Annotated in this window: 25 protein-coding genes; 6 read left to right on the top strand and 19 right to left on the bottom strand. The window is 73.9% G+C overall.

What is annotated here, in order from left to right; genetic code table 11:
* From ACWCXH_RS18920 to ACWCXH_RS18905, 4 genes are all read right to left on the bottom strand, one after another.
* Entirely contained in the window at nt 1–1,341 is a 1,341-nt protein-coding gene (locus ACWCXH_RS18920; protein WP_449802553.1) for a glutamyl-tRNA reductase, read from the bottom strand.
* 49 nt (nt 1,342–1,390) lie between these two features.
* A complete protein-coding gene (locus ACWCXH_RS18915; RefSeq protein ID WP_449802587.1) occupies nt 1,391–2,278 on the bottom strand; it encodes a redox-sensing transcriptional repressor Rex in 888 nt (295 codons plus the stop codon).
* A 107-nt stretch (nt 2,279–2,385) separates the two neighbouring features.
* Nucleotides 2,386–3,156: a 3'-5' exonuclease gene (locus ACWCXH_RS18910; RefSeq protein ID WP_449802552.1), complete on the bottom strand. Its 771-nt coding sequence runs from the start codon at nt 3,154–3,156 to the stop codon at nt 2,386–2,388.
* 190 nt (nt 3,157–3,346) lie between these two features.
* Entirely contained in the window at nt 3,347–3,631 is a 285-nt protein-coding gene (locus tag ACWCXH_RS18905) for a glutaredoxin family protein (RefSeq protein ID WP_449802551.1), read from the bottom strand.
* Between the two features lie 118 nt (nt 3,632–3,749).
* On the opposite strand from ACWCXH_RS18905, the gene ACWCXH_RS18900 reads away from it, so the two are divergent.
* From ACWCXH_RS18900 to ACWCXH_RS18890, 3 genes are all read left to right on the top strand, one after another.
* Nucleotides 3,750–4,757 carry an HAD family hydrolase gene (locus tag ACWCXH_RS18900; RefSeq protein WP_449802550.1) on the top strand — a complete coding sequence of 336 codons (1,008 nt, stop codon included), beginning with the start codon at nt 3,750–3,752 and terminating at the stop codon, nt 4,755–4,757.
* Between the two features lie 545 nt (nt 4,758–5,302).
* Complete coding sequence (locus ACWCXH_RS18895; RefSeq protein WP_449802586.1) at nt 5,303–6,124, top strand: ECF subfamily RNA polymerase sigma factor, BldN family; 822 nt, start codon at nt 5,303–5,305, stop codon at nt 6,122–6,124.
* 292 nt (nt 6,125–6,416) lie between these two features.
* Nucleotides 6,417–7,727 (top strand): DUF5667 domain-containing protein, encoded by a 1,311-nt coding sequence (locus tag ACWCXH_RS18890; protein WP_449802549.1) that lies wholly within the window; start codon nt 6,417–6,419, stop codon nt 7,725–7,727.
* 66 nt (nt 7,728–7,793) lie between these two features.
* Here ACWCXH_RS18890 and ACWCXH_RS18885 read toward each other — a convergent pair whose 3' ends face one another.
* The 6 genes from ACWCXH_RS18885 to ACWCXH_RS18860 form a co-directional block, all read right to left on the bottom strand.
* Nucleotides 7,794–8,801 carry a lysophospholipid acyltransferase family protein gene (locus ACWCXH_RS18885; protein WP_449802548.1) on the bottom strand — a complete coding sequence of 336 codons (1,008 nt, stop codon included), beginning with the start codon at nt 8,799–8,801 and terminating at the stop codon, nt 7,794–7,796.
* 7 nt (nt 8,802–8,808) lie between these two features.
* The gene (locus ACWCXH_RS18880; RefSeq protein ID WP_449802585.1) at nt 8,809–9,912 is read right to left on the bottom strand and encodes an NAD-dependent epimerase/dehydratase family protein; all 1,104 of its coding nucleotides are present in this window, start codon (nt 9,910–9,912) and stop codon (nt 8,809–8,811) included.
* 158 nt (nt 9,913–10,070) lie between these two features.
* Entirely contained in the window at nt 10,071–10,169 is a 99-nt protein-coding gene (locus ACWCXH_RS18875) for a 30S ribosomal protein bS22 (RefSeq protein WP_003948845.1), read from the bottom strand.
* Between the two features lie 188 nt (nt 10,170–10,357).
* Nucleotides 10,358–10,567, bottom strand: a complete 210-nt coding sequence (locus tag ACWCXH_RS18870; protein WP_148644250.1) for a helix-turn-helix domain-containing protein — start codon at nt 10,565–10,567, stop codon at nt 10,358–10,360.
* 227 nt (nt 10,568–10,794) lie between these two features.
* The gene (locus ACWCXH_RS18865; protein WP_449802547.1) at nt 10,795–11,991 is read right to left on the bottom strand and encodes an acetoin utilization protein AcuC; all 1,197 of its coding nucleotides are present in this window, start codon (nt 11,989–11,991) and stop codon (nt 10,795–10,797) included.
* Between the two features lie 55 nt (nt 11,992–12,046).
* Nucleotides 12,047–12,421 (bottom strand): HGxxPAAW family protein, encoded by a 375-nt coding sequence (locus tag ACWCXH_RS18860; RefSeq protein WP_449802546.1) that lies wholly within the window; start codon nt 12,419–12,421, stop codon nt 12,047–12,049.
* Between the two features lie 102 nt (nt 12,422–12,523).
* Here ACWCXH_RS18860 and ACWCXH_RS18855 point away from each other — a divergent pair, with 102 nt between their 5' ends.
* A complete protein-coding gene (locus tag ACWCXH_RS18855) occupies nt 12,524–13,003 on the top strand; it encodes a MarR family transcriptional regulator (protein ID WP_449802545.1) in 480 nt (159 codons plus the stop codon).
* A gap of 6 nt (nt 13,004–13,009) precedes the next feature.
* On the opposite strand, the gene ACWCXH_RS18850 is transcribed toward ACWCXH_RS18855, so the two are convergent.
* From ACWCXH_RS18850 to proC, 3 genes are all read right to left on the bottom strand, one after another.
* The gene (locus ACWCXH_RS18850; RefSeq protein ID WP_449802544.1) at nt 13,010–14,227 is read right to left on the bottom strand and encodes an MFS transporter; all 1,218 of its coding nucleotides are present in this window, start codon (nt 14,225–14,227) and stop codon (nt 13,010–13,012) included.
* A gap of 108 nt (nt 14,228–14,335) precedes the next feature.
* Nucleotides 14,336–14,989, bottom strand: coding sequence for an HAD family hydrolase (locus ACWCXH_RS18845; protein WP_449802543.1), 654 nt, complete (start codon nt 14,987–14,989; stop codon nt 14,336–14,338).
* Between the two features lie 43 nt (nt 14,990–15,032).
* Entirely contained in the window at nt 15,033–15,860 is an 828-nt protein-coding gene (gene proC / locus ACWCXH_RS18840) for a pyrroline-5-carboxylate reductase (RefSeq protein ID WP_449802542.1), read from the bottom strand.
* 176 nt (nt 15,861–16,036) lie between these two features.
* Between proC and ACWCXH_RS18835 the strand changes: the two genes are divergently transcribed.
* Together ACWCXH_RS18835 and ACWCXH_RS18830 are read left to right on the top strand one after the other, a co-directional pair.
* Nucleotides 16,037–16,486: a hypothetical protein gene (locus ACWCXH_RS18835; protein WP_449802541.1), complete on the top strand. Its 450-nt coding sequence runs from the start codon at nt 16,037–16,039 to the stop codon at nt 16,484–16,486.
* A 122-nt stretch (nt 16,487–16,608) separates the two neighbouring features.
* Nucleotides 16,609–17,958 carry an SCO2583/SCO2584 N-terminal domain-containing protein gene (locus ACWCXH_RS18830; RefSeq protein ID WP_449802540.1) on the top strand — a complete coding sequence of 450 codons (1,350 nt, stop codon included), beginning with the start codon at nt 16,609–16,611 and terminating at the stop codon, nt 17,956–17,958.
* A gap of 4 nt (nt 17,959–17,962) precedes the next feature.
* Here the strand turns inward: ACWCXH_RS18830 and ACWCXH_RS18825 are convergent, their stop codons facing one another.
* From ACWCXH_RS18825 to ACWCXH_RS18800, 6 genes are all read right to left on the bottom strand, one after another.
* On the bottom strand, nt 17,963–18,475 hold the full coding sequence (locus tag ACWCXH_RS18825; protein WP_449802539.1) for a hypothetical protein: 513 nt from the start codon (nt 18,473–18,475) through the stop codon (nt 17,963–17,965).
* A gap of 77 nt (nt 18,476–18,552) precedes the next feature.
* A complete protein-coding gene (gene ilvD / locus ACWCXH_RS18820) occupies nt 18,553–20,397 on the bottom strand; it encodes a dihydroxy-acid dehydratase (RefSeq protein ID WP_449802538.1) in 1,845 nt (614 codons plus the stop codon).
* 171 nt (nt 20,398–20,568) lie between these two features.
* Nucleotides 20,569–21,339 carry a class I SAM-dependent methyltransferase gene (locus ACWCXH_RS18815; protein ID WP_449802537.1) on the bottom strand — a complete coding sequence of 257 codons (771 nt, stop codon included), beginning with the start codon at nt 21,337–21,339 and terminating at the stop codon, nt 20,569–20,571.
* A 46-nt stretch (nt 21,340–21,385) separates the two neighbouring features.
* A complete protein-coding gene (locus tag ACWCXH_RS18810; RefSeq protein ID WP_449802584.1) occupies nt 21,386–22,189 on the bottom strand; it encodes a sugar phosphate isomerase/epimerase family protein in 804 nt (267 codons plus the stop codon).
* A 526-nt stretch (nt 22,190–22,715) separates the two neighbouring features.
* Nucleotides 22,716–23,678: a Ppx/GppA phosphatase family protein gene (locus ACWCXH_RS18805; RefSeq protein WP_449802536.1), complete on the bottom strand. Its 963-nt coding sequence runs from the start codon at nt 23,676–23,678 to the stop codon at nt 22,716–22,718.
* A gap of 133 nt (nt 23,679–23,811) precedes the next feature.
* Nucleotides 23,812–24,666 carry a glycerophosphodiester phosphodiesterase gene (locus ACWCXH_RS18800; RefSeq protein WP_449802535.1) on the bottom strand — a complete coding sequence of 285 codons (855 nt, stop codon included), beginning with the start codon at nt 24,664–24,666 and terminating at the stop codon, nt 23,812–23,814.
* Between the last annotated feature and the right edge of the window lie 79 nt (nt 24,667–24,745).

The following is a 24,745-nucleotide window of genomic DNA, read 5'->3' as shown; positions in this document are numbered from 1 at the left end:
TCATCCGGCGCTCCCGCCCGAGGGCTGGGGCCGGCCGCCGACGGGCGTGCCCGACACGGCGTGCACGGCCGCCGGGTCGAGGTCGAACAGTTCGCGCAGGGCGTCCGCGTAGGAGGCACCGCCGGGCTCGGCGGCGAGCTGCTTGACGCGCACGGTCGGCGCGTGCAGGAGCTTGTCGACGACGCGCCGGACGGTCTGGGTGATCTCCGCGCGCGAGCGCTGGTCCAGGTCCGGCAGCCGGGAGTCCAGCCGGCCGAGCTCGGCGGCGACGACGTCGGAGGCCATCGCCCGCAGCGCGACGACGGTCGGCGCGATCCGGGCGGCCCGCTGGGCGGCGCCGAACGCGCTGACCTCGTCCGCGACGATCCGGGTGACGGCGTCCACGTCGCCCGCGCCGGGGCTGGCGGCGTGCGCGTGCGAGAGGCTCTCCAGGTCGACCAGCAGGGCGCCGGGCAGCTCGTGCACGGCGTGGTCGACGTCGCGCGGCATGGCGAGGTCGAGCAGGGCGAGCGGCTGGTCGGACCGGCGCAGGGCGACCGCGGCGGCGACGTCCTCGGCACGGATCACCACGCCGGCCGCGCCGGTGCAGGAGATCACCAGGTCGACGTCGGCCAGCGCCTGCGGCACCTTGGCCAGGTCCAGGGTGCGGGCCACGGCCGGGCCGAGGATCTCGACCAGGCGCTCGGCGCGCGCGGGCGTCCGGTTGGCGACCAGCAGGTCGGTGACGCCGCAGCGGACCAGGGTCGCGGCGGCCAGCGAGCTCATCGAGCCGGCGCCGACCACCAGGGCCCGCTTGCCGGCGATCTCGCCCGCCCCGGCCGCGACCTGTTCCAGGCCGAAGGTCACCAGCGACTGGCCGGCCTTGTCGATGCCGGTCTCGCTGTGCGCCCGCTTGCCGACCCGCAGCGCCTGCTGGAACAGCTCGTTCAGGCCGCGCCCGGCGGTGTGCTCCTCCTGGGCCTTGGCCAGCGCGTCGCGCAGCTGGCCGAGGATCTGGCCCTCGCCGACGACCATCGAGTCCAGGCCGCAGGCCACCGAGAAGAGGTGGTGGACGGCGCGGTCCTCGTAGTGGACGTACAGGTGGGCGGTCAGCTCCTCCAGGTCCACCCCGCTGTGGTGGGCCAGCAGCAGCGACAGCTCGGCGACGCCGGCGTGGAACTTGTCGACGTCCGCGTACAGCTCGATCCGGTTGCAGGTGTTGAGCAGCGCGGCCTCGGCGACGGTCGCGGTGGCCGCCGCGTCGTGCAGCAGCCGGGTCGGCGCGTCACTGGTCAGCGCGGCGCGCTCCAGCACGCCGACCGGGGCCGTCCGGTGGCTCAGTCCTACGACGAGAAGACTCACGCCCGCCCCCTGGTGCCACGGTTCTCACTGCTCATGGAGACAACGCCGTTCATGCGGGCATCACCGCGGACAGGTCGCCCTCGCCGCCCTTGGCGGTCTTGCCCTTGGCCTGCTCGGCCTGCTCCTTGGCCACGGCCTCGGCACGGCCCTTGCCGTTGCCGCCGGCCGCGCGGCGCAGCTTGGCCGCCGCGGCGCGGACCGGGCCCGGGGCGCGGTCCAGCACCGACTCGGTGCGGTCGGGCTCCTCGCCGGCCTTGCGCTGCTCGTGGAAGGCCAGGATCTGCAGCTCGATGGAGAGGTCCACCTTGCGCACGTCCACGCCGTCCGGCACGGTCAGCACGGTCGGGGCGAAGTTGAGGATACTGGTGACGCCGGCCTCGACCAGGCGGTCGCAGACCTGCTGGGCGGCACCGGGCGGGGTGGTGATGACGCCGATCGAGACGTGCTGGCTCTCGACGATCGACTCCAGCTCGTCCATGTGGCGCACCGGAAGTCCGGCCGCGGTGGAGCCGACGACGTTCGGGTCGGCGTCCAGCAGGGCGGCCACCCGGAAGCCGCGCGAGGCGAAGCCGCCGTAGTTGGCGAGGGCGTGGCCGAGGTTCCCGATGCCGACGATGACGACCGGCCAGTCCTGGGTCAGGCCGAGCTCGCGGGAGATCTGGTAGACGAGGTACTCGACGTCGTAGCCGACGCCGCGGGTGCCGTAGGAGCCGAGGTAGGAGAAGTCCTTGCGCAGCTTGGCCGAGTTGACGCCGGCCGCGGCGGCCAGCTCCTCGGAGGAGACGGTCGGCACCGAGCGCTCGGAGAGCGCGGTGAGGGCTCGCAGGTAGAGGGGCAGGCGGGCGACGGTCGCCTCCGGGATGCCCCGGGCACGCGAGGGTCGGCGCGCGGCGCCCTGCTCGGGCGTCTGCGAACTGCTCTGTGGTGATCGGCCGATTGCCACGGTGCTCCTGTGGGTGAAGCTGGGCTTTGACAGCCAGGCTATGCGTTTGTGAACGTGTGCACAAAGATGGTGTCCGTTTTGTCCCCGCACAGTGATGCGCATCACGCCGTCGAGCCCATAGCACCGCACTCCGTCAGCACCACCGCCGGGGCCGGTACCCCTGGCAGCCACGGGCCGTACGGCGCCTCCCGGCGCAGCAGCGGGACGGCCGCCCCGAACGGGCGGGGGCGGGCCCGGCCCAGCCGCGGCCACGGCACCCGGGCCGCCTCGTGGAGCACCCCCTCCACGTCGTCCGGCGCCCGGTCGTCCGACGGGCGGCCCGGGACGCCCACGCAGTGCCGCAGCAGTTCGGCCGTCACCCGGGCGTCGCCGAGCGCGGTGTGCGCCGGGTACCAGCCGAGACCGGCCGCCTGCACGCAGGCCGCCAGGCCGTGGCCGCGGGCCTCCGGCAGGTGGGCGCGGGCCAACCGCATCGTGCACAACAGCGGGACGGGCGGCAGCGGCACCCCGATGCGGGCGAACTCGCGGTCCAGGAACGCGTGGTCGCAGCTCACGTGGTGCCCCACCAGCACCCGGCCGGCCAGCAGCTCCAGCAGCCGCGGCGCGATCTCCCGGAAGCGCGGGGCGCCCTCGACGTCCGTCTGGCTTATCCGGTGCACGTGGGTCGGGCCGACCGGGCCCAGCGGGTCGAGCAGGGTGGCGAACTCGCCCTCCGGGCGCAGCTCGCCGTCCAGCAGGACCACCGCGATCTCGACCACCCGGTGCCGCCACGGGCTGCGGCCGGTCGCCTCCACGTCCACCACGGCGAAGCCCCTCGGACCCTGCGGGGCCTGCGGGACCTCGGGCGTCCCAGGGGTCGGGCCGGGAAGCATGGCGGCACTCCTCGTGTGCTCAGCCCCCCACGGGCGCAAACGAGTTCGATCGTAAGCCGACGGACACGCTCCGACGCACGCCGGATCGGAGTGCATTTGGCAACGATTCGGTGACTCGCCCCCGCCGGTCGACGGGGCGGGCCGGGAGTCGGTGCGGGGCACCCCCGACGAGTCGCCCGCCGCGCTCGCTTCAGGCGCCCAGAGCGGCGCGCAGGCGGCGCTCGTCGACCCGCCAGAAGTCGTGCTGGCGGCCGTCGATCAGGGTCACCGGGATCTGCTCCCAGTACTTGCGGTACAGCTCCTCGTCCCGGGTGATGTCCTTCTCCTCGAAGGCCGCGCCCAGTTCGCCCGTCACCCGGACGATCACCTCCCGGGCGTCGTCGCACAGGTGGCACCCGGGCTTGCCGACCAGGGTCACGGTACGGTCCGCCGGGGACGGCTTCGGGCTCTTGTCACGTCGCAGCAGTGGGCTCACCCGGCCATTGTGCGCCCCGCCCGCACCGGCCCCGCGCCCGGCCGCGCAGCGCGGTGTTCACCGCACGGGCACGGCGTCGTCACGGCCGCTCCGCGCCCGGCTGGCTATGCTCGATGACATGGCCGTGCTCCGAAGGCTCACCCACGCAAGGCGTTCCACCACCGAGCGGACCGCCCTGGCGGGCGAGGCCGCGGCCGAGGCGGCGGAGGCCGCCCTGCGCGCCGAGCCCGCACCGGCCGGAGCCCTTCCGGGGGCCGTCGCCGGCCCCCCGGGAGCTCCGGCTCCGGCCACCGGCAGACCCGGTAAGGCCCCCAAGGCGCCCGCGGGGAACCACACCCCCGAGCCCGGCGACCCGCACGCCGCCGCCTTCTTCGACTGCGACAACACCATCCTGCGCGGCGCCGCCATCTTCTACCTCGGCGTCGGCCTCTACCGGCACGGTTTCCTCACCCGCCGCGACATCGCCCGCTTCGCCTGGCAGCAGGCCTGGTTCCGGCTGCACGGCGCCGAGGACCCGGACCACATCTCGGACGCCCAGCACACCGCGCTCGGCCTCGTCGCCGGCAAACGGACGGCCGACCTGGAGGCGCTCTGCGAGGAGGTCTTCGAGCACGTCGTCGCCGACAAGATCTGGCCCGGCACCCGCGCCCTGGTCCAGATGCACCTCGACGCCGGCCAACGGGTCTGGCTGGTCACCGCCGCGCCGCTGGAGGTGGCCCGGGTGATCGCCCGGCGGCTCGGCATGACCGGCGCGCTCGGCACCGTCGCCGAGGCCCGCGACGGGCTCTACACCGGCCGCCTGGTCGGCGAGCTGCTGCACGGCCCCGCCAAGGCGGCCGCGGTCTCCGCGCTGGCCCGGCGCGAGCGGCTCGACCTCGACCGCTGCGCCGCCTACAGCGACTCGGCCAACGACATCCCGATGCTCTCGATGGTCGGCCACCCGTACGTGGTGAACCCGGACGGCGCGCTGCGCCGGCACGCGCGCGCCCAGGGCTGGCGGGTGCGGGACTTCCGCACCGGACGGAAGGCGGCCCGGATCGGCCTGCCCGCCGCGGCCGCGCTCGGCGTGCTCGCGGGCGCGACGGCCGCCGGAGTCGCGCTGCACCGGCGCCGCAGCTGCACCTGAGGCGGCGTCCGGCACCTTCCGAACTCCCCCGCACGGCCTTCCCCTTCGCGGGTGACCCGACGTCAACAGGGCCGCAGGTCCGGGCCCCTCGTACGAGCGAACTCCGGCCTGCCGCACGGTCGTTCGGCCCAGCTGTCCGAACTTGCCACCCGCTGACCGGTTCTGATCGTTCGCCAGACCGGGAAAGTCGGCGATTACCGAGCCCCGGGGCAGGGAAACCGCCCGCCAGACCACCGAACCGGTCACCCTGGGCGCCCATTCGGTCACGTTGAGCTGGAAGAACGATGACACGATCGGTCAGTGTCAGCCGAATATGCATGCGAAATGGATCCCAGCCGACCACTTCGACCACAGGGTGTAGCTGTCATTGCACAAAGCGTTATTCTCTCCTGGATGTACGTCACCCGCACGCCTCGCTCGAACGGGCAGCGGAGGCGTGCTCTCCGCGCAGGCGGAGGTGATCCGTCCACAGTTCTGCCTCTGGGAGTCCCGTGTACCCACCCGTCCGGAACGACGCGCCTGCACCCTCCCGCCCGTCGTCCCCCCTGCGCCCCCGCACCGGCCTCCGCGGTCGCCCGGTCACCGCCCGGCAGCTTTCCACCGGCCTCGACCTGTTGCGCAGCCTGCTCCGCAGCCAGCTCACCGCCTCGCCCCAACTCGTCCCGGCCGGCGCGCCGTTCGATCCCCAGCCGGCCCCCGGGCTCGCGCTGCGCACCACCGCGGCCGGCTCGGCCGGCACCGGCTCCCGCGGCCGCACCGGCACCAGCGGCGTCGGCCGCGGCCGGGCCCGCACCGCGCCCAGCCCGGGCTACGAGACCGAGCACAACCCGATCATGGAGCTGGTCGAGCGGGCCCAGGCCGGCGAGAGCGAGGCCTTCGGGCGGCTCTACGACCACTACGCGGACACCGTCTACCGGTACATCTACTACCGGGTCGGCAGCCGGGCCACCGCCGAGGACCTCACCAGCGAGACGTTCCTGCGCGCGCTGCGCCGGATCGGCACCTTCACCTGGCAGGGACGCGACTTCGGCGCGTGGCTCGTGACGATCGCCCGCAACCTGGTCGCCGACCACTTCAAGTCCAGCCGCTTCCGGCTGGAGGTCACCACCGGCGAGATGCTCGACTCCAACGAGTGCGAGCGCAGCCCCGAGGAGTCGGTGCTGGAGTCGCTGTCCAACGCGGCCCTGCTCGACGCGGTGCGCCGGCTCAACCCGCAGCAGCAGGAGTGCGTCACGCTCCGCTTCCTGCAGGGGCTCTCGGTGGCCGAGACGGCACGGATCATGGGCAAGAACGAAGGCGCCATCAAGACGCTGCAGTACCGAGCGGTCCGCACCCTGGCCCGCCTGCTCCCGCCCGACGCGCGGTGAGGCGGGCGGCCGTGGCGGCCGCGCGCGGTTGCGCCGGGGAGATGCCCCGTCGGGCCGGCGCCGTCCGGCCGTCACCACCGGTGGCGGACCGACACGTCCGGGTGAACGGTCGGTCCGATGATCAGCCGTGCGTAACCGATCGCCCGCACCGCTCGTTGGCCAGCGTGCAAGTCACCATCAGGCAGACGGTCAAGCCGAATTGCGACCTGTCACCCGATGGAGTGGCTTTGGCCCGCCGGGGCAACCGTCCGGCAGGCCGGGGTGTCGACAACGACGAAGGGAGGTGTGGCCCGTGACGGCAAACGTGCTGGAGCACCGACGGGCGAAGGCCTTCGCCGAGGCGCTGGAGGCCCACCAGGCAGAGCAACGCGGCACGGCCGACGCCGAATCGGCCAACACCGCTACCACCGGCCAGAGGTCCGCCGCGATGGCGGAACTGGTCGGCCTGGCGGGCGCGTTGGGCACACTGCCCGACCCGGCACTCGACCCGGAGGTACGGACCGTCCAACGCGCCCAGCTGATGGCCGCGTTCGAACAGGCCTTCGCCGGCGGACCGGGCATCGCGGTGCCCCGCCAGCGTCGGCACCGCACGGTCCGAACGGCCCCGCGCGGCCGCTGGAGCCGCCGCTTCGCGATCGGCGGACTCGTCGCCGGCCTCGCCGTCGGCAGCCTCGCCGGTGCCGCCGCCGCCAGTACCAGCGCCCTTCCCGGGGACACGCTGTACGGCATGAAGCGCGGCCTCGAAGGGCTCCGGCTCGACCTCGCGGGCTCCGACTCCGAGCGCGGCGAACTGCTCCTCGACAACGCCGCGACCCGGCTCAAGGAGGCCAAGAGCCTGGTCGGCCGCACCGACGCCGGCAGCGCGCTCAGCCCGAGCACCGTCGAGCAGGTCCGCCGCGCGCTGGACGACATGCACGCCGACGCCCTCAAGGGCCGCGACCTGCTGCGCTCGGTCTACCGCAGCAACGGCTCGCTCGACCCGATGCGCGCCCTGGCCGGCTTCGCCCACGACGAGGACGGCCGCTGGGCCGAGCTGGCGGGCCGGCTGCCCGCCCAACTCACCCCGCAGGCCCACCTGGTGAACCAGCTCTTCGACGACATAAGCGAGGACGTCGCGCCCCTGCGCCTGGCCCAGCCCACCGCCCCGGGCGGTGGACCGGCCGGCCCGGGAGCGGGCGGCGACACCACCGGCCCGAACCCCGGCGGCACCGGCGCCGCCTCGGCCGACGGCTCCGGCACCACGCCGGGTGCCGCCGCCCGGGGCGGCGGCACGGGCACGGCGGGCGCCGGCCGGCCCGGCGGCACCGAGCACGCACCGGCCGGCGCCGGGGCGAGCGCGCCCGACGGCACCGGTGCCAAGGGCGGCGGCCTGCCGGGCAACCTGCCCAGCAGCGCCCCCGACGCCGTCAACGGGCTGGTGGGCAACCTCACCAACGGGCTCACCGGCGCCAAGCAGCCCTCGCCCAGCACCGACGCGGCGCCCAGCGGCCAGCAGCAGCCGTCCGCCTCGCCCAGCACCGCCTCCGGCGGCCAGCAGCAGGGCGTCGACGTGCCCCCGCTGGTTCCGGGCCTGCTGCCCGGACTGCGGATCCTCGGCAGCTGACGGGACGCCGGCCGAGGGCCCGACGGGGTGATCCCGCCGGGCCCTCGGCCGTTGCCGGAACAGCTGTCAGAAGAACACCGAACGCCGCTGCACCAGCAGCTTGTAGAGCGTGTGCTGGATCGTCTCCCGCACCTCGTCCGCTAGGTCGAAGACCAGCATCGGATCGTCCGCCGCCTCCGCCGGGTACCCGTCGGTCGCGATCGGCTCGCCGAACTGGATCGTCCACTTCGTCGGCAGCGGCACCGCGCCGAGCGGGCCCAGCCACGGGAACGTCGGCGTGATCGGCACGTACGGCAGGCCCAGCAGCCGGGCCAGCGTCTTCAGGTTGCCGATCATCGGGTACGTCTCCTCCGCCCCGACGATCGAGCACGGCACGATCGGCACCCCCGCGCGCAGCGCCGAGGAGACGAACCCGCCGCGCCCGAACCGCTGGAGCTTGTACCGCTCGGCGAACGGCTTGCCGATGCCCTTGAAGCCCTCCGGCCACACCCCCACGACCTCGCCGCGCTCCAGCAGCGCCTGGGCGTCCTCGTTGCAGGCCAGCGTGTGACCGGCCTTGCGGGCCAGCTCGTTGACGCCGGGCAGCACGAACACCAGGTCGGCGGCGAGCATCCGCAGGTGCCGGTGGTTCGGGTGGTGGTCGTGAATGGCCACCTGCGTCATCAGGGCGTCCAGCGGGATCGTCCCGGAGTGGTTGGCGACGACCAGCGCGCCGCCCTCGGACGGGATGTGCTCGACGCCGCGCACCTCGATCCGGAAGTACTTCTCGGCCAGCGGGCGCAGCAGCCCGAGCAGCACCTCCTCGGTGAGCTCCCGGTCGAAGCCGAACTCGTCCACCTCGTAGTCGCCGGTGACGCGGCGGCGCAGGAAGGCCAGCCGCTCGGCGGCCCGGCTCTCCCAGCCCTTGCCGAACAGCCGGGTCGCGGCCGGGCCGAGCCGCCCGGACAGCGCGCCGCCGACGGCCTCGGCGAGCCGGTCGGCCAGGGCCGGAGCGTCCTGCGATGTCCAACTCGGCGCGGACTCGATCGGGATGACCTTGGCCTCGCCCGGCACGTTCTCGGCTGCGACACTCATGGCGGGTTCAGCTCCTCGGGCGGGTGAAGCGGTCGGTGCGGTTGCGGGCGGCGGGGGCCGGCTCCGGGCCGAGCAGGCCGGTCAGCCGGTCGGTGACGGCGGCGAGCCGCTCGGGCGGCAGGAGGCCGGGGCCCCGGGCGGCGGCGAAGTCGGCGAAGGCCGCCGGGGTGGTGAACGCGGGACGGTAGCCGAAGGTCTCCCGCAGCCGGGTGGTGTCCACCACGCGTCCGTGGGTGAGCAGCCGCAGCTGCTCGGACGAGACGTCCACCAGCCGGGTCTGCCGGGCCAGTCCGGCCATCCAGCTGACCGCGGGCAGCAGCAGCGGCAACGTGGGCCGGCCGAGCCGGCGGGCGCACTGGGAGAGCAGCAGGACGCCCTCCCCGGCCACGTTGAAGGTGCCGGTGTTGACGGTGCCCGGCTCGGCCTCGCCGGCCGCCCGGCACAGCACGGCGACGGCGTCGTCCTCGTGCACGAACTGGAGCCGGGGGTCGTAGCCGAGGACGGTCGGCAGCACCGGCAGCGCGAAGTACTCGCTGAGCGGGGTGTCCGCACCGGGGCCGACGATGTTGGCGAAGCGAAGGACCGTCACCGCGACGTCCGGGCGGCGCCGGGCGAAGCCGCGGACGTAGCCCTCGACCTCCGCGGCGTCCTTGGCGAAGCCGCCGCCGGGCGGGTTCTTCGGCTGGATCCGCTCGGTGAACACGGCCGGGTCCCGCGGCGCCGAACCGTAGACGCCGGTGGTCGACTTCACCACCAGCCGGCGCACGCTCGGCGCCTTCTGGCAGGCGCCGAGCAGTTGCATGGTGCCGATCACGTTGGACTCCTTCACCGCGGAGCGGTTGGTGGAGCCCAGCCCGGTGGCGGAGACGCTGAGGTGCACGACGGTGTCCACCAGGTGCTCGGCGATCACCCGGGAGACGGCCGGGCGGCGCAGGTCGAGCTGGTGGAAGCGGTACGGCGCGGCCGGACCGTCCGGCTCCTCGACCGGGCGCCGGGGCGGCTGCACGTCGACGCCGACCACCAGGTCGACGTCGGGCCGGCGGCGGACCTCGGCGACGAAGCGGGCCCCGAGATGCCGGGCCACACCCGTGACGAGCACGACGACGCCCAAAGCGCACCCCATTTCGCAGCGTTTCCCTGGCCGGCCAACCCCGCCTGCACCGTACCGCGCCGCCCCGCCGGGCCGTGAAACGACACCGCCCGCCCGGGCCACTACGGGCCCGGGCGGGCGATGGAAGCGCGCGGCGCGCAGGGCGCGGCCGGGGGCGCTTACTTCTTGTTGCGACGCTGAACGCGCGTGCGCTTGAGAAGCTTGCGGTGCTTCTTCTTGGCCATACGCTTGCGACGCTTCTTGATGACAGAGCCCACGGAACAACCCTCGCTCACTGAGACTCTCGTCCGTGAGAGACGGAGTCCATACGACTGACGGAGGGCCTAGCCTACCGTCCGCGACGCCAGGGCCGTAATCGTGCTCCCCTGGACCGGGAAACTCACGGGAAATCTGCGGCAAACGGGTGCGGGGCCCACGGTCACGGACCCGCACCCGCGCGCCGGTCCTACGCGCTCTCAAGCCTCACGTAGGACTCCTTGAGGTACTCGTGCACCGCCTGCTGGGGCACCCGGAAGGACCGTCCGACCCGGATGGCCGGCAGCTCTCCGCTGTGCACCAGGCGGTACACCGTCATCTTGGACACCCGCATGACCGCGGCAACCTCCGCCACGGTCAGGAAGACGACTTCCTGCAGGGGCCGTTCGCCGGAACTCATGACCATCACCCGACCCTTAACCCGTGTGCAAGGCACCGGCTTCCCCTCCGGTGACTCCACCGGCACACGTGTATCCCCAGAGTAGTTATGGGTGGTACCAGTGGGAAGAGGGGGAAGCGCAGTCCTCGTACGGTGAGAGATAGTCCTGTTGCAGTACGTAGTCACTCGGCGGTTCGTAGCAGGCGGCGTGCGCACGGCCGCCCCGGGAGGCACCCGGGGCGCCGGTTTCAGGCCAGCAGGCCGTGGTGGGGGAAGACGGCGCGACGGCTGGCGAGGATGGCCTGATCCAGGCGGTCGGCCGGATCGTATCCCGCGTCGAAGTCGCGCCACACCGGGCGCGCGCCGTCGGTCATGCGCAGCGGGGCGGGGCGACGGGTACGGCGGTAGACCTCGGCGCGCCACGGTTCGGGGGTCTCGGTGGCCGGGTCGACGGGCCGTCCGGCGGCGGTGGCGACGAGGTGGGTCCAGGTGCGCGGGACGACGTCCACGACGGCGTAGCCGCCTCCGCCGGTGGCGACCCAGCGCCCGCGGGCGTGCCGGTGGGCGAGGTCGTGCAGTTCCTCGGCGATCAGCCGCTGGGCGTCGACGGTGACGGCGAGGTGGGCGAGCGGGTCCTCCAGGTGGGTGTCCGCGCCGTGCTGGGTGACCAGGACCTCGGGGCGGAAGGCGGCGAGGAGTTCGGGCACCAGGGCGTGGAACGCGCGCAGCCAGCCGGAGTCGCCGGTGCCGGCCGGGAGCGGCAGGTTGGCTGCGCCGCCGGGGGCGTCGGGGCCGCCGGTCTCGGTCGGGAAGCCGGTCTGCGGGAAGAGCGTGGCGGGGTGCTCGTGGAGGGAGATGGTGAGCACCCGGGGATCGTTCCAGAAGGCCTGCTGGACGCCGTCGCCGTGGTGCACGTCCACGTCGACGTACGCGACGCGCTCGGCGCCGAGTTCGAGCAGGCGGGCGATGGCGAGCGCCGGGTCGTTGTAGATGCAGAAGCCGGAGGCCTTGGCGGGCATCGCGTGGTGCAGCCCGCCGGCGAAGTTGACGGCGTGCGGGGTCTCGCCGCGCCAGACGGCCTCGGCGGCGGCGACGGACTGGCCCGCGATCAGGGCGGAGGCCGAATGCACCGCCGGGAAGGCCCAGTTGTCGTCGGTGCCGAGCCCGTGCCGGGGGTCGTGCCGCTCGGGGTGGGCGGCGGCGTACTTGACGGCCTCGACGTACTCGCGGGTGTGCACGAGGTGCAGCGTCGAATCGCCCGCCGGGGGCGCCGACTTGAGGCTCACGCCAGGCGCGCTCGCCAGCCCGAGGGCCTCGACGAGGCGCATGGTGAGGGCCAGCCGGGTCGGGTCCATCGGGTGGCCGGGGCCGAAGTCGTAGGCGGTGACGGCCTCGTCCCAGAAGAGGTGCAGGCCGCAGGGGAGGTCACGCTCGGCTTCGGGCATGGCCTCCACCGTAGCGGGTGGCGGTCCGCGGGCCGCCGCCGGGCCGGGGCGAGTCCTAGGGCCTGTCGGTAGCCGGTGCCGCAGTGGCGGTGGCGGTGGCCGTGGGCGCGGGTACCGGCGCGCGGCCGGTGCGGCGGCCGGCGAGGCGGCAGCCGAGGCAGTCGGGGTGGCCGTGCCGGCCGGCCGGGTCGGGGGTGCGCCAGTGCCGGTGCTCGGGCGGGCGCGGGCCGGTGGGCTTGCCCCAGCCGGCGAGGTGGAGCAGCCAGGTGGTCACCAGCCCGAGGGCGACGACCAGGCCGCCGGCCCAGAGGCCGGGAGCCGAGCCGGCCACGAGTGCCACCCCCGCGACCGCGGAGCCGAGGATCACGATGACGGACCCGGTCCAGCCCGCGACCGTGTGGCCCATGTCGTGTTCGCCGTGTGCGCCCATGTCTCCTCTTTTGGTGTGATGGACGGGTTCGCCGGGGCTCGAACCCCCGGGCAGACGTTTTATCTCACGAGATAAGTTACTTAGATGCTAAGGAGATCCCGGGTGAAGGGCAAGCCGCGCCCCCAGGCGACGCCCGAGCAGGCGCTCTACGCGATGGACCGGATGATCGCGCTCGCGCAGTTCGGGCAGCAGGACATCGCCGCGCGGCTCGGGCTCAACGTCACCGACCTGACCTGCCTCGGCTTCGTCATCGAGGCCGCCCTGGCCGGCGAGGCGCTCGCCGCCGGCGACCTCGCCGAGCGCGCCCAGCTCACCACCGGCGCCGTCACCGGCGTGCTCAACCGGCTGGAGAAGGCCGGCTACGCGCACCGGGAGACCGACCCGGCCGACCGCCGCCGGGTGCGGGTGGTGATGGCCGACGACGCGCAGGAGCGCATCCTCCAGGTCTACGGACCGTTCTACGAGCGCGTCGGCGCCCTCTTCGCCGACTACACGCCGGACGAGATCGCCGTCCTGAGCGACTGGTTCACCCGCGCCCGCGCGATCCTCGGGGAGTCCCTGGACGAGATCCGCGAGGCGTAGGGCGCCCTACGCCTCGACGGGCGTCAGCGCGGGGGCCGGGGCGAAGCGGTCGGCGAGCGGGAGGACGGCGAGCACCAGGACCATCGGGGCGAGCAGCGCCCAGCGGTACGAGCTGCCGTCCGCGATCGCCCCGACCAGCGGCGAACCGATCAGGAAGCCCACGTAGTTGAAGAGGTTGAGCCGGGCCACCGCGGCGTCCGAATCGGCCGGGAAGAGCCTCCCGCCGGCCGCGAACACCTGCGGGATGATCGCGCAGATGCCGAGGCCGAGCAGCGTGAACCCGGCGATGCCCGCCCACGCGGCGGGCGCGGCGGCGGCCGCCGCGAAGCCGAGGGCCGCCAGCGCCGCGCCGCCGCGGACCACCGGGACGGCGCCCCAGCGCTGCACCGCGCGGTCGCCGAGGGCGCGGCCGAGCAGCATCGCCACCATGTAGCCGAGGTAGGAGAGCTTGGCGAGGTCCTCGGGGCTGCCCAGCACGTCGGTCAGGTACTTGACGCTGTAGTTGGAGACCGAGGCGTCCGCGATGTACGCGAAGGCCATCGCCAGGCACAGCGGCAGCAGCGGCCGCCACGGGATGGAGCGGGCGGCGGCCTCGGCGGCCTCCCGGACGGCGTCGCCGGGTTCGGCGGGCCCGGCGGTGGGAGTCCCCCCGGCCGAAGGCTGGGGGAGGGTGCCGACCAGCAGGGTGAGCGGGGCGATCACCGCGGCGGCGGTGGCGAACAGCACCGGCAGGCCGAGGTCGTAGTGCGAGCCGAGGCCCGCGACGGCCGCGCCGAGGATGCCACCGAGGCTGAACGCGGCATGGAAGCCGATCATGATCGAGCGGCCGTAGCGGTGCTGCAGCCCCACCCCGAGCATGTTCATACTGGCGTCCAGCGCCCCCACCAGCAGCCCGAACGCCCCCAGGGCGAGGGCGAGTTGCCAGAGCGTGTCGCCCAGCCCGGCGCCCGCGAGACTGAGGCAGACGGCCGGCTGGACGACCCGCAGGACGGCCCGCGCGCCGGTGCGCTTCACCAGCTGCTCGGAGGTGATCGAGCCGACGCCCGCGAGGATCGGCACGGCGGCCAGGAACACCGGCAGGAGCCCGTCGCTCAGCCCGTACCGGTGCTGGATCTCCGGGATGCAGGTGACCAGCAGCGCGAAGGTCGTGCCCTGGAGCAGGAAGCTCGCGGTGAGCGCGGCCCGTCCGACGCGCAGGCGGGGCGGGATCTCGGTACTGCTCATACGGGAACCTCGCTACCGGCCGGTACGACGATGTCGGCGAGAGCGTAGGTGCCCGAGCGGACTTTGGGGAGAGGGCGTGCAGCGCTTTCCGCGATCAGTGCGCCGCGCTCAGCCCAGCAGCGTCGGCACCTCGGCGAGGTCGGCGATCAGCCCGGTGGCCCCGGCGGCGGTCAGCTTCGCCGGGTCGGTGAGCGCGGTGTAGCCGTACACGTCCATGCCGGCGGCGCGGGCGGCCAGCACGCCGTTCGGGGAGTCCTCCAGCACCAGGCAGCGCGACGGGTCGACGCCGAGGGTGCGGGCGGCGTGCAGGAACAGGTCCGGCGCGGGCTTGCCGACGCCGACGTCCTGCGCGCTGAATATCCGCTCCTGCGCGAAGTGCCCGCGCAGGCCGGTGACATCGAGCGCGGTGCGGATCCACGCGTGGTGCGCCGAGGAGGCCAGGCAGTACGGCACGGCGCGCTGCTGGAGCTCCTTCAGCAGCGCCTCCGCGCCCCGGACGGCGACGAGTTCGGTGCCGAACGCGTCGAAGACCCGGCCGTGGAAGAGGCCGTCGAAGCCCGCGGGCAGCGTCGCGCCGTCGTACCGCTCGGCGATCACGTCGTGGATGCGGTGGGCGGCACAGCCCATGAACTCCCGGTAGGAGTCCTCGATCGTCGTCGGGTAGCCGAGTTCGGTCAGGTACTCGGCCAGCACCCGGTTGGAGAGCGGTTCGCTGTCCACCAGGACGCCGTCATTGTCGAAGATCACCAGGTCGTAGGCCATGCCGCCGAGCCTAACCCGGCGGCCGGCGCCCCCTGCCGGACGGCTACTTCCCGCCGGAGGCCAGCTCGCGCGAGCGGTCCCGGGCCGCCTCCAGGGCGCCCAGCAGCGCGGCCCGCACGCCGTGGTTCTCCAGCTCGCGGATGGCCGCGATGGTGGTGCCCGCCGGGGACGTGACGGCCTCGCGCAGCTTCACCGGGTGCTCGCCGGAGTCGCGCAGCATCACCGAGGCGCCGATCGCGGACTGGACGATCAGGTCGTGCGCCACCTGCCGGGGCAGGCCGAGCAGGATACCGGCGTCCGTCATCGCCTCGACCAGGAAGTAGAAGTAGGCCGGGCCGGAGCCGGAGAGCGCGGTGGCCGCGTCCTGCTGGGCCTCGGGCAGCCGCAGTGCCTTGCCGACCGAGCTGAAGATCTCCTCGGCCCGCGCCAGGTGCTCCTCGGTGGCGTGCGAGCCGCCGGAGATGACGCTCATCCCCTCGTCCACCAGGACGGGCGTGTTGGGCATCACCCGGACCACCGGGGTGCCGGCCGCCAGCCGGTCCTCGAACCACGCGGTGGGGATGCCGGCCGCGGCCGAGATCACCAGCCGGTCCGGGCTGACGTGCGGGGCGAGTTCCTCCAGCAGGGCGCCCATGTCCTGCGGCTTGACGGCGAGGATCAGGGTGTCGGCGAGCTTGGCGGCCTCGGTGTTGGAAACGGCCACGACGCCGTGGCGGGCGGCCAGTTCGGCGGCGCGCTCGGGCCGACGGGCGGTCACCAGGACGTCCGCCGGGTCCTTGCCGGCCCGCAGCAGACCGGAGAGCAGGGCCTCGCCGATCTTGCCGGTGCCCAGGAAGGCGATCTTCTGTCCGTGTGCTGCGCTGCTGCCCATGGCCGCTCCTAACCTCGGTACTGCCGCCATCCTCGCACCGCGCGGCACCGGGCGGCGGGACCGTCCGACCCATGGTCCCCCCGCCGGGCGGCTGTGGCCCCCCTACCGAGCGACTAGGGAGAAACTCGGGGGTTTCCCCTATGGCCTCCGGCCGTCCGCGGGAGCACCGTGAAGGCATGGCACACGACGAAATGTCCCGACGTGAGAACCGGCAACTCGCCGTCGCCTCCGCGACGATGGGCCCGTGGCGGGCGGCCGCGGGGGTCGGTGCGGTGGTGGGGGCGACGGCCCTGGGGATCGACGCGATCACCGGGCACTGGTCGCTGAGCATGCTGGCCGGACCGGCCGGCTGGGGTCTGTTCTTCTTCTTCCTCGTCGGCACGCTGGGGGGCCAGTTGCGGCGCGACACCGGAGACCGGCGGCTGCGGCGGTGGGCCGACGAGCACCCGTGGCAGTCGGCGCTCCCGGCAGCCGGCGGACTGCTGCTGCTGAACACGCTGGCGCAGTTGTTCCTCGGTGACGCGGGCCTGTTCGGCGCGTTCTTCGAGTCGCTCGTCCCGGCCGGCATCCTGCTGGCGATCGCCGGGGTGGTGGGGTCGGTGAAGCAGGCCCGGGGCAAGGGCTGAGCCCCTGGTCACACCTCCCCGACCTGGGCAAATGGGGTAAACGTCCGCACTTCGCACACGAGTTCACCACAGGGTGTGCCCCCGATCGATGAATCGTCACACCCCGTCGGCATACTGGCGCGATGCCGATCGCCGAAGATCCAGAACCGCGCCCCTCGGAGGGCGGTGAGCCGGGCGGGTCCGCCCCGTCCGGAGCGGGCGGGAAGGACCCGTTCGCGGACCTCGTCCTCGACGACGAGTTCGTCAGGAGCGCCACCGTCAAGGAGCAGTCCGGCCGCACCCGGATGCTGACCGCCCGGTGGAAGCACACCCCGCCGGTCGACCCCGGCGGCCGCCGCTCGGTCAATGACGGCCCGGCCGCGCCCAAGCGCCGGTTCGGCCGCAGGCCGAAGCTCCAGGTGGTCGATCCCTGGGGCAACCCGCGTCCGCCGAAGCGCCGGGGCGGCCTGGAGTGGCGCACGCCGCTCTTCGTCCTGCTGACCATCGTGGTGCTGCTGGCGGCGCTCAACATCGACGGCTTGCGGAACTGGTACCACGGCGACGACTCCGGCACCGCCCGTCCGGTCCCGACCGTGGCACCCGAGACGGCCAAGCCGACCGCGGCGCCCTCGACGGCCGCCAAGCAGCAGCCGACCGTCGACCACCCGTGGGTCGGCTCCCCCTCCGAGGGCTGGCCGACATCGATGGCCTCCTTCGAGCCGAAGGGCACGCAGGGCGCGATCGGGGTGTTCAGCGCGGAGCAGGTCGCGGCCCAGGTCAAGCTGGTCAAGGACTACCTGGCCGCGGCCAACATGGACCCGAAGGTGATCGCGGGGGCCCGGCCGGACGCCGCGCTGGCCTTGCTGAGCCGGGAGAGCCAGGACCTCCTGAACACCGCGCTGGCCAACCCGTCCAAGGAGCACGACCCCACACTGTGGTTCGCCCGGTTCGACCCGCGCGAGGCGATCCAGATCGGGGACACCGTCAAGGTACAGGGCCTGATCACGGTGGAGGGCGACGGCGACAAGGGCGTCCTGGTGCACACCGACTTCACCTACGTCTACGCCCTGCGCCCCGGCCCGGACGCCGCCAAGCGGGCCATGACGCCCCGGCCGACCGCCGGCGCCCCGCAGCCGACGAAGCCGGCCGCACCACAGGACGGCACCGCCAAGCCGGTGGGGCTCCTGGTGCCGGCGGACGACGTGGCCGGGGACACCTGGACCACCCGCACCGTCGTGCGCAAGCAGGAGGACTTCCGCTTCTACGACCCGGCCAGGTACCACGTCAACCCGGCGAAGCTCATGGTCGACAAGTCCGCGACGGACATCGGCAACAGCGCGTGCGATGTCTACGACGGCCTCCTGCACCCGCAGTTCGACCAGTTCGCGAGCCCCGATCCGGACCCGACCGGGCCCCAGAGCGACCCGTACGACCGCAGCCGGGACCTGCCCACGAGCGGCGATGGCAAGTGCGGCACGGTCAGCCGCTACTGACCCGTCAGCGCTTGCGCTTCCCGCCGGGCCGGCCGCTGCGGCCGGCCCGGCGCTTCTCGTACTGGGCGACGGCCCGCTCGTACGCGGCCCGCCGGACGCCCTCGCCCGGGGCCTCGGTGAGGCTGCGGACGAAGTAGGCGAGCAGGGAGCCGACCCCGCCGATGATCCAGACCGCGCCGAGCGAGCGGTCCTCGGTCATCCAGCCGGTGAGCCGGTCCCTGCCCTCGGCGAGCACCTTCCAGGTGCGCATGGCGGCCAGCAGCGAGCAGACCGCGACGGCGAGGACCAGCAGCGTGTTGAGGAACCCGCCCTGGGCGGAGAGCGCGACGCCCTCGACGCCCAGGCGCAGCACGAACGCGGCGGCCGCCGCCGTGACCAGTGCCCCGGCCGACACCACGACGCGGCGCGGCCAGTAGCCGTTGTCGCGGTGCACCCAGCTGGTGCCGAACCAGCGGATCGGCTCCGGCTCGGGGGCGTCGGCGGGCTTCGGGGTGGGGGTGGGGGGCTGCTCGCTCACGGCACCGATTATCCCCCGGCCCCCGCACACGGCGGAGGGGCCGTCCCGACCTGCCGGACGGCCCCTCCACACGCCGATCAGCCGAGCTTGGTGACGTCGCGGACGGCGCCCTTGTCGGCGGAGGTGGCCATCGCGGCGTAGGCGCGCAGGGCCTGGCTGACCTGGCGGTCGCGGTTCTTCGGCCGGTACCCGCCCGCGGCCTCCAGCGCCTGGCGGCGCTCGGCGAGCACCTCGTCCGGGACCTCCAGGGAGATCGTCCGGCCGGGGATGTCGATGGCGATGGTGTCGCCGTCCTCGACCAGGGCGATGGTGCCGCCGGAGGCGGCCTCCGGGGAGGCGTGGCCGATGGACAGGCCCGAGGTGCCGCCGGAGAAGCGGCCGTCGGTGACCAGGGCGCAGGCCTTGCCGAGGCCGCGGCCCTTGAGGAAGGAGGTCGGGTAGAGCATCTCCTGCATGCCGGGGCCGCCCTTGGGGCCCTCGTAGCGGATGACGACGACGTCGCCCTCCTTGACCCGCTTGGCGAGGATCGCCTCGACGGCGTCCTCCTGGGACTCGACGACGACGGCCGGGCCGCTGAAGGTCCAGATCGACTCGTCGACCCCGGCGGTCTTCACGATGCAGCCGTCCTCGGCGAGGTTGCCGTACAGCACGGCGAGGCCGCCCTCGACGGAGTAGGCGTGCTCGACGCTGCGGATGCAGCCCCGGGCGGCGTCGGTGTCGAGCGACTCCCAGCGCTCGGACTGCGAGAAGGCCTCGGCGGAGCGGACGCAGCCGGGGGCGGCGTGCCACAGCTCGACGGCCTCGGCGGAGGGCGAACCGCCGCGCACGTCCCAGGTCTTGAGCCACTCGGCGAGCGAGTCGGCGTGCACGGTGTGGACGTCCTCGTTGAGCAGCCCGGCCCGGTACAGCTCGCCGAGGATGGCGGGGATGCCGCCGGCCCGGTGGACGTCCTCCATGTAGTACGAGCCGTTGGGCGCGACCTTGGACAGGCAGGGCACCTTGCGGGAGATGGCGTCGATGGCCCGCATGTCGAAGTCCAGCTCGGCCTCCTGGGCGGCGGCGAGCAGGTGGAGGATGGTGTTGGTCGAGCCGCCCATGGCGATGTCGAGGGCCATGGCGTTCTCGAACGCGGCGCGGGTGGCGATCGCGCGGGGCAGGACGGAGGCGTCGTCCTGGCCGTAGTGGCGGTTCGCGATCTCGACGACCGTCCGGCCGGCGTTCTCGTAGAGGGCCCGGCGGGCGGTGTGGGTGGCGAGGACGGAGCCGTTGCCGGGCAGCGAGAGGCCGATCGCCTCGGTGAGGCAGTTCATCGAGTTGGCGGTGAACATGCCGGAACACGACCCGCAGGTGGGGCAGGCGTTCTCCTCGATGATCGCGATGTCCTCGTCGGAGACGTTCTCGTTGACGGCCTGGGAGATCGCGTCGACGAGGTCCAGCTTGCGCACGGTGCCGTCGACGAGGGTGGCCTTGCCGGCCTCCATCGGGCCGCCGGAGACGAAGACGGTCGGGATGTTGAGCCGCAGCGCGGCCATCAGCATGCCCGGGGTGATCTTGTCGCAGTTGGAGATGCAGATCAGCGCGTCGGCGCAGTGCGCGTTGACCATGTACTCGACCGAGTCGGCGATCAGGTCGCGCGAGGGCAGCGAGTAGAGCATGCCGCCGTGGCCCATCGCGATGCCGTCGTCGACGGCGATGGTGTTGAACTCGCGCGGGATGCCGCCGGCCTGCTTGATCGCCTCGGAGACGATCCGGCCCACCGGCTGGAGGTGGGTGTGGCCGGGGACGAACTCGGTGAAGGAGTTGGCGACCGCGATGATCGGCTTGCCGAAGTCCTCGCGGGCTACGCCGGCGGCCCGGAGAAGCGCCCGGGCGCCTGCCATGTTGCGACCGTGGGTGACCGTACGGGACCTCAGCTCGGGCACTGTGCTCCACTCCTTCGGGGCTGGCGCGCGGCCCCGCGGGTGGGAGGGTGCGGGAGCCGCTGTGGCTACCGAGCCTACGCCCGCCGTCCGGGCGGCGGACGGTCCGTCCGCGATGCGGTCAGCGGGCGGGCGGCCCCGGACGGGGGTGGCGCCTCATGCAGGCGTGACGGCTCATACAGGCGTGACGGCGACGACCAGCTCCAGGGTGAACGGCTCGACCACCCAGCCGTCGGGGAACTCGGCGAGCATGGCCTCGCGCTCGACGGCCAGGACCGGCGCGCGCTCGGCGGGGTCGAGCGCGGCCAGGTACGAGCGCGAGGTGAGGTCGGTGACCACGTGGTCGACGGTGACCCGCCGCTCCCAGCGCAGCAGCGCGCGCTCGACCGCGAGGCCGGCCGGGGCGAAGTGGCTGGTGTGCTCGCTGATCCCGCCGTAGCCGTGGTAGCGGTCGGGCAGGGCCGCGGCCATCCGCTCGGCCCGGGCCCGGATCCACGGGACGGTCTCGTCGTGCACGTTCCACCAGGTGGCGAGCGCGCCGCCGGGGCGCAGCACCCGGACCGCCTCGGGGACGGACGTCGCGGGGCGGGTCCAGTGGAAGGCCTGGGCGTAGGTGATCAGGTCGGCGGAGCGGTCGTGGAAGGGCAGGTCGTCGCCGGTGGCCTTGACCAGGGGGAGGCCGGGCGAGGAGGCCAGGAACTGGGCGGCCATGCCCCCGCTGGGCTCGACCGCGACGACGTCGGCGCCGCGGCCGGCGAGCAGCCGGGTGGCGATGCCGGTGCCGGCGCCGACGTCCAGGACGCGGGCGCCCTTGAGGCTGCGGCCGGAGAGCCGCTCCAGGGCGTCGAAGAGCTCGTCGGGATAGGTCGGGCGGCCCCGGTCGTACTCGGCGGCGACCCCGCCGAAGCACTGAGCGAGCGTCCGGAAGTCCTTTTTCTCCGTCATGTCTCCCACTCTGCGCGGCAGTTGGTGCTCGATGGGCACGAGGGGTTCAGCGTACGCGCGAGGGGGTGGCCAGGTGCAAGCGGGTGAAGGCGAGCGCCTCGGCGAGGTCGGCCTCGCGTTCGGCGGGGGACGCGGAGCGTCGCGTGTTGACCTCCAGCACGACGTGGCCGTCGAAGCCGGTGCGGGCGAGGTGTTCCAGCAGCTCGGCGCAGGGCTGGTTGCCGCGGCCGGGGATCAGGTGCTCGTCCTTGCCGGAGCCGCTGCCGTCGGCGAGGTGGATGTGGGCGAGCCGGTCGCCCATCCGCTCGACCATCTCGAACGCGTCGATCCGGGAAGTGGAGACGTGCGAGAGGTCGATGGTGTAGTGCCGGTACTCCTCCTCGGTGACGTCCCAGCCGGGCGCGTAGGCGAGCATCTCGCGGTCCCGGTAGCGCCACGGGTACATGTTCTCGACCGCGAACCGGACGTCGGTCTCGCCCGCCATCCGGTTGATGCCCTCGACGAACTCGCGGGCGTACTGGCGCTGCCAGCGGAACGGCGGGTGGACGACGACGGCGCTCGCGCCGAGCTTCTCGGCCGCCGCCCGGGCGCGGACCAACTTGGTCCACGGGTCGGTGGTCCAGACCCGCTGGGTGATCAGCAGGCAGGGCGCGTGCACGGCGAGGATCGGCAGGCGGTGGTGGTCGGAGAGGCGGCGCAGGGCGTCGATGTCCTGGCTGACCGGGTCGTTCCAGACCATGACCTCGACGCCGTCGTAGCCGAGCTTCGCGGCGAGTTCGAAGGCGACGGAGGTGCTCGCCGGGTACACCGAGGCGGTGGAGAGCGCGACCTTGGTCTCCGGGATGTGCAGGGCCGGGTGCGGGGGCAGCACGAGCCGGTCGGTGGTGCGCAGGAGGGGCGCCCGGGCGGCCTCGCGCTTGGCGGCCTTGACCGACTTCACGGACTGGACGGCGGCCTTGGCGGCTCCCGCGGCGCGGGCGGTGCGGGTCTCCTTGGTGCCTGTCGCAGCGGCGGCGGTGGCCTTCGGCGCGGGTTTCGGCGCGGCCTTCGGGGCGGCCTTCCCGGCCGCCGCCTTCTTGGCGCCCTGCGCGGTGCGCTGGGCCGCCTTGACGGCCTTGGCGGCCTTGGCGGCCTGCGCGGCGGTGGCGCCCTTGACCGCCTTGCCGAGCGCGCGGCGCGGGCCGTCCGGCCGCGGCTGCCCGCCGCCGGAGGCGCGGCCCTCCCGCGTCCCGTCGTCGCCCGCTGGTTGCACCACGGGAGACAGCGTAAGCGGACGGGCTCGGGAACGGCACCGAACCCCGGGCGAACGAGACACGGCTCTCAGACCTCCCGGTGGCCTCCGGGACGGCGTGCCGGGTGGCCTCCGGGGCGGCCGCTCAGGTGGTCAGCGCGGACGGGCGGCGGTCGGCGGGGCTGTCCATGGTGTCCAGGCGGCGCAGGATGATGCCCTCGCGCAGGGCCCACGGACAGACGTCGAGCTCCTCCAGCCCGAAGAGGTCCATCGCGGCGTCGGCGACCAGCGCGCCGGCCAGCAGCTGCTTGGCCCGGCCCTCGGAGACGCCGGGGATCTGCGCCCGCTCGGCGACCGTCATGGTGGACAGCCGGGGCAGCCACGCGGACAGGCCGGCGCGGGTGAGCCGGCGGTCGGCGTACGGGCCGGCGTCGGCGGGGGCGGCGCCGGTCATCCGGGCGAGCTGCCTGAAGGTCTTGGAGGTGGCGACGGCGTGCTGCGGCGCGCCGAGCCGGGAGATCTCGCCGACGACGGTGGCCATCTCGGCGCGGATGTGGCGCCTCAAATCGCGCAGTCCGTCCGCGTCGGCGACGTCGCCAGGCAGCCAGCGGGCGGTCAGCCGGCCGGCGCCGAGCGGCAGCGAGCAGGCGACGTCGGGCTGTTCGTCCAGGCCGCAGGCGATCTCCAGCGAGCCGCCGCCGATGTCCAGGTTGAGCAGCCGGCCGGAGGACCAGCCGAACCAGCGGCGCACCGCGAGGAAGGTGAGCCGGGCCTCGTCCTGCCCGGACAGGACCCGCAGCTCGACGCCGGTCTCGGCGGCGACGCGGCGCAGCACCTCCTCGCCGTTGGCGGCCTCGCGCACGGCGGAGGTGGCGAACGGCAGGATGTCGACGACGCCCTTGTCCTCGGCGACGCGCAGCGAGGACGCGACGTGGCCGACCAGCCGCTCGATGCCGGCCTCGCTTATCGCGCCGCGGTCGTCGAGCAGCTCGGCGAGGCGCAGTTCGGCCTTGTGCGAGTAGGCGGGCAGTGGGGCGGCACCCGGATGGGCGTCCACCACGAGGAAGTGGACCGTGTTGGAACCTACGTCGAGCACACCGAGTCGCATAACTCTCCACGCTACGCGATCCGGCCGCACGGATGATCGGTCGCGGCGGTACTGCGGCGGTGCTCACGCCGGGCGCGGTGCCGGGGGCGGGCGGGACGCGGACGGGCGGGCGCCGGCGGACCGGCGGGCTCCGTCATTGCCCGCGCGGGCCGGCCGAGCGGTCGGTGCGGCAGTTGGCGTCCACCCAGCGGCGGGCCGGGCCGGGGGTGTCGGTGATCAGCCCGTCGGCGTCGCGGGCGGTCATCAGCTGCCAGGCCTCCTCGTCGTCGAGGGTCCACACGTACACCTTGTGCCCGGCCTTGCGCTCGGCGGCGATCCGGGAGGCGCTGGCCAGGGTGGTGTCCAGGGCGACGCCGCTCAGCGGCAGGTCGCCGGGGTCCTCGGCGATCGCGGCGCCCTGGATGAGGACGATCGGCAGGTTGGGCGCGGCGGCGTGGGCCACGCGCAGGTGGTCGGCCGAGAAGGAGTACATGATGACCCGGGCGCCGCTGGCGGCCGCGAGCTTGGCGATCCGGGTGACGTCCTCGGGCCGGCGCTGCCACTTGATCTCCATCAGCAGGGTGGCGTCGCTGCCGGCCAGCCGTTCGAGCAGCTGTTCCAGGGTGGGCACGGGCTCGGCGGGGCCCGGTCCGACGGTCACCCGCAGGGCGGCTATCTGTGCGGCGGTCAGGTCGCCGATGGCGCCCTTGCCGTTGGTGGTGCGGTCCACCGAGGGGTCGTGCATGAGTATCGGGACGCCGTCGCGGGTGGTCTGGACGTCGGTCTCCAGCCAGTCGGCGCCCTGGCGCAGCGCCGTCTCGAAGGAGGCCATGGTGTTCTCCGGCGCGTTCTGCGGCGCGCCGCGGTGGCCGATCACCACCGGCGCCGCGCACAGCGGCGGCGTGACGTCGGCCCGGGCCCGCAGCGCGGGGCCGGACGCGCAGCCGCAGGCGAGGACCGCGAGGGCGGCGAGGACGGCGGTCCGGGAGGCACGGGGCGGGGCGGTCACGGCTCGGGGCTCCAGATCGGACGTCGGACGCCGCGGGCACGGGCGCTCGGAGCATCCAACACACTGCGGCTCGGAATCA

The organism is Kitasatospora sp. NPDC001660 (assembly GCF_053596725.1).
This window is presented reverse-complemented; position numbering and strand designations above follow the sequence as displayed.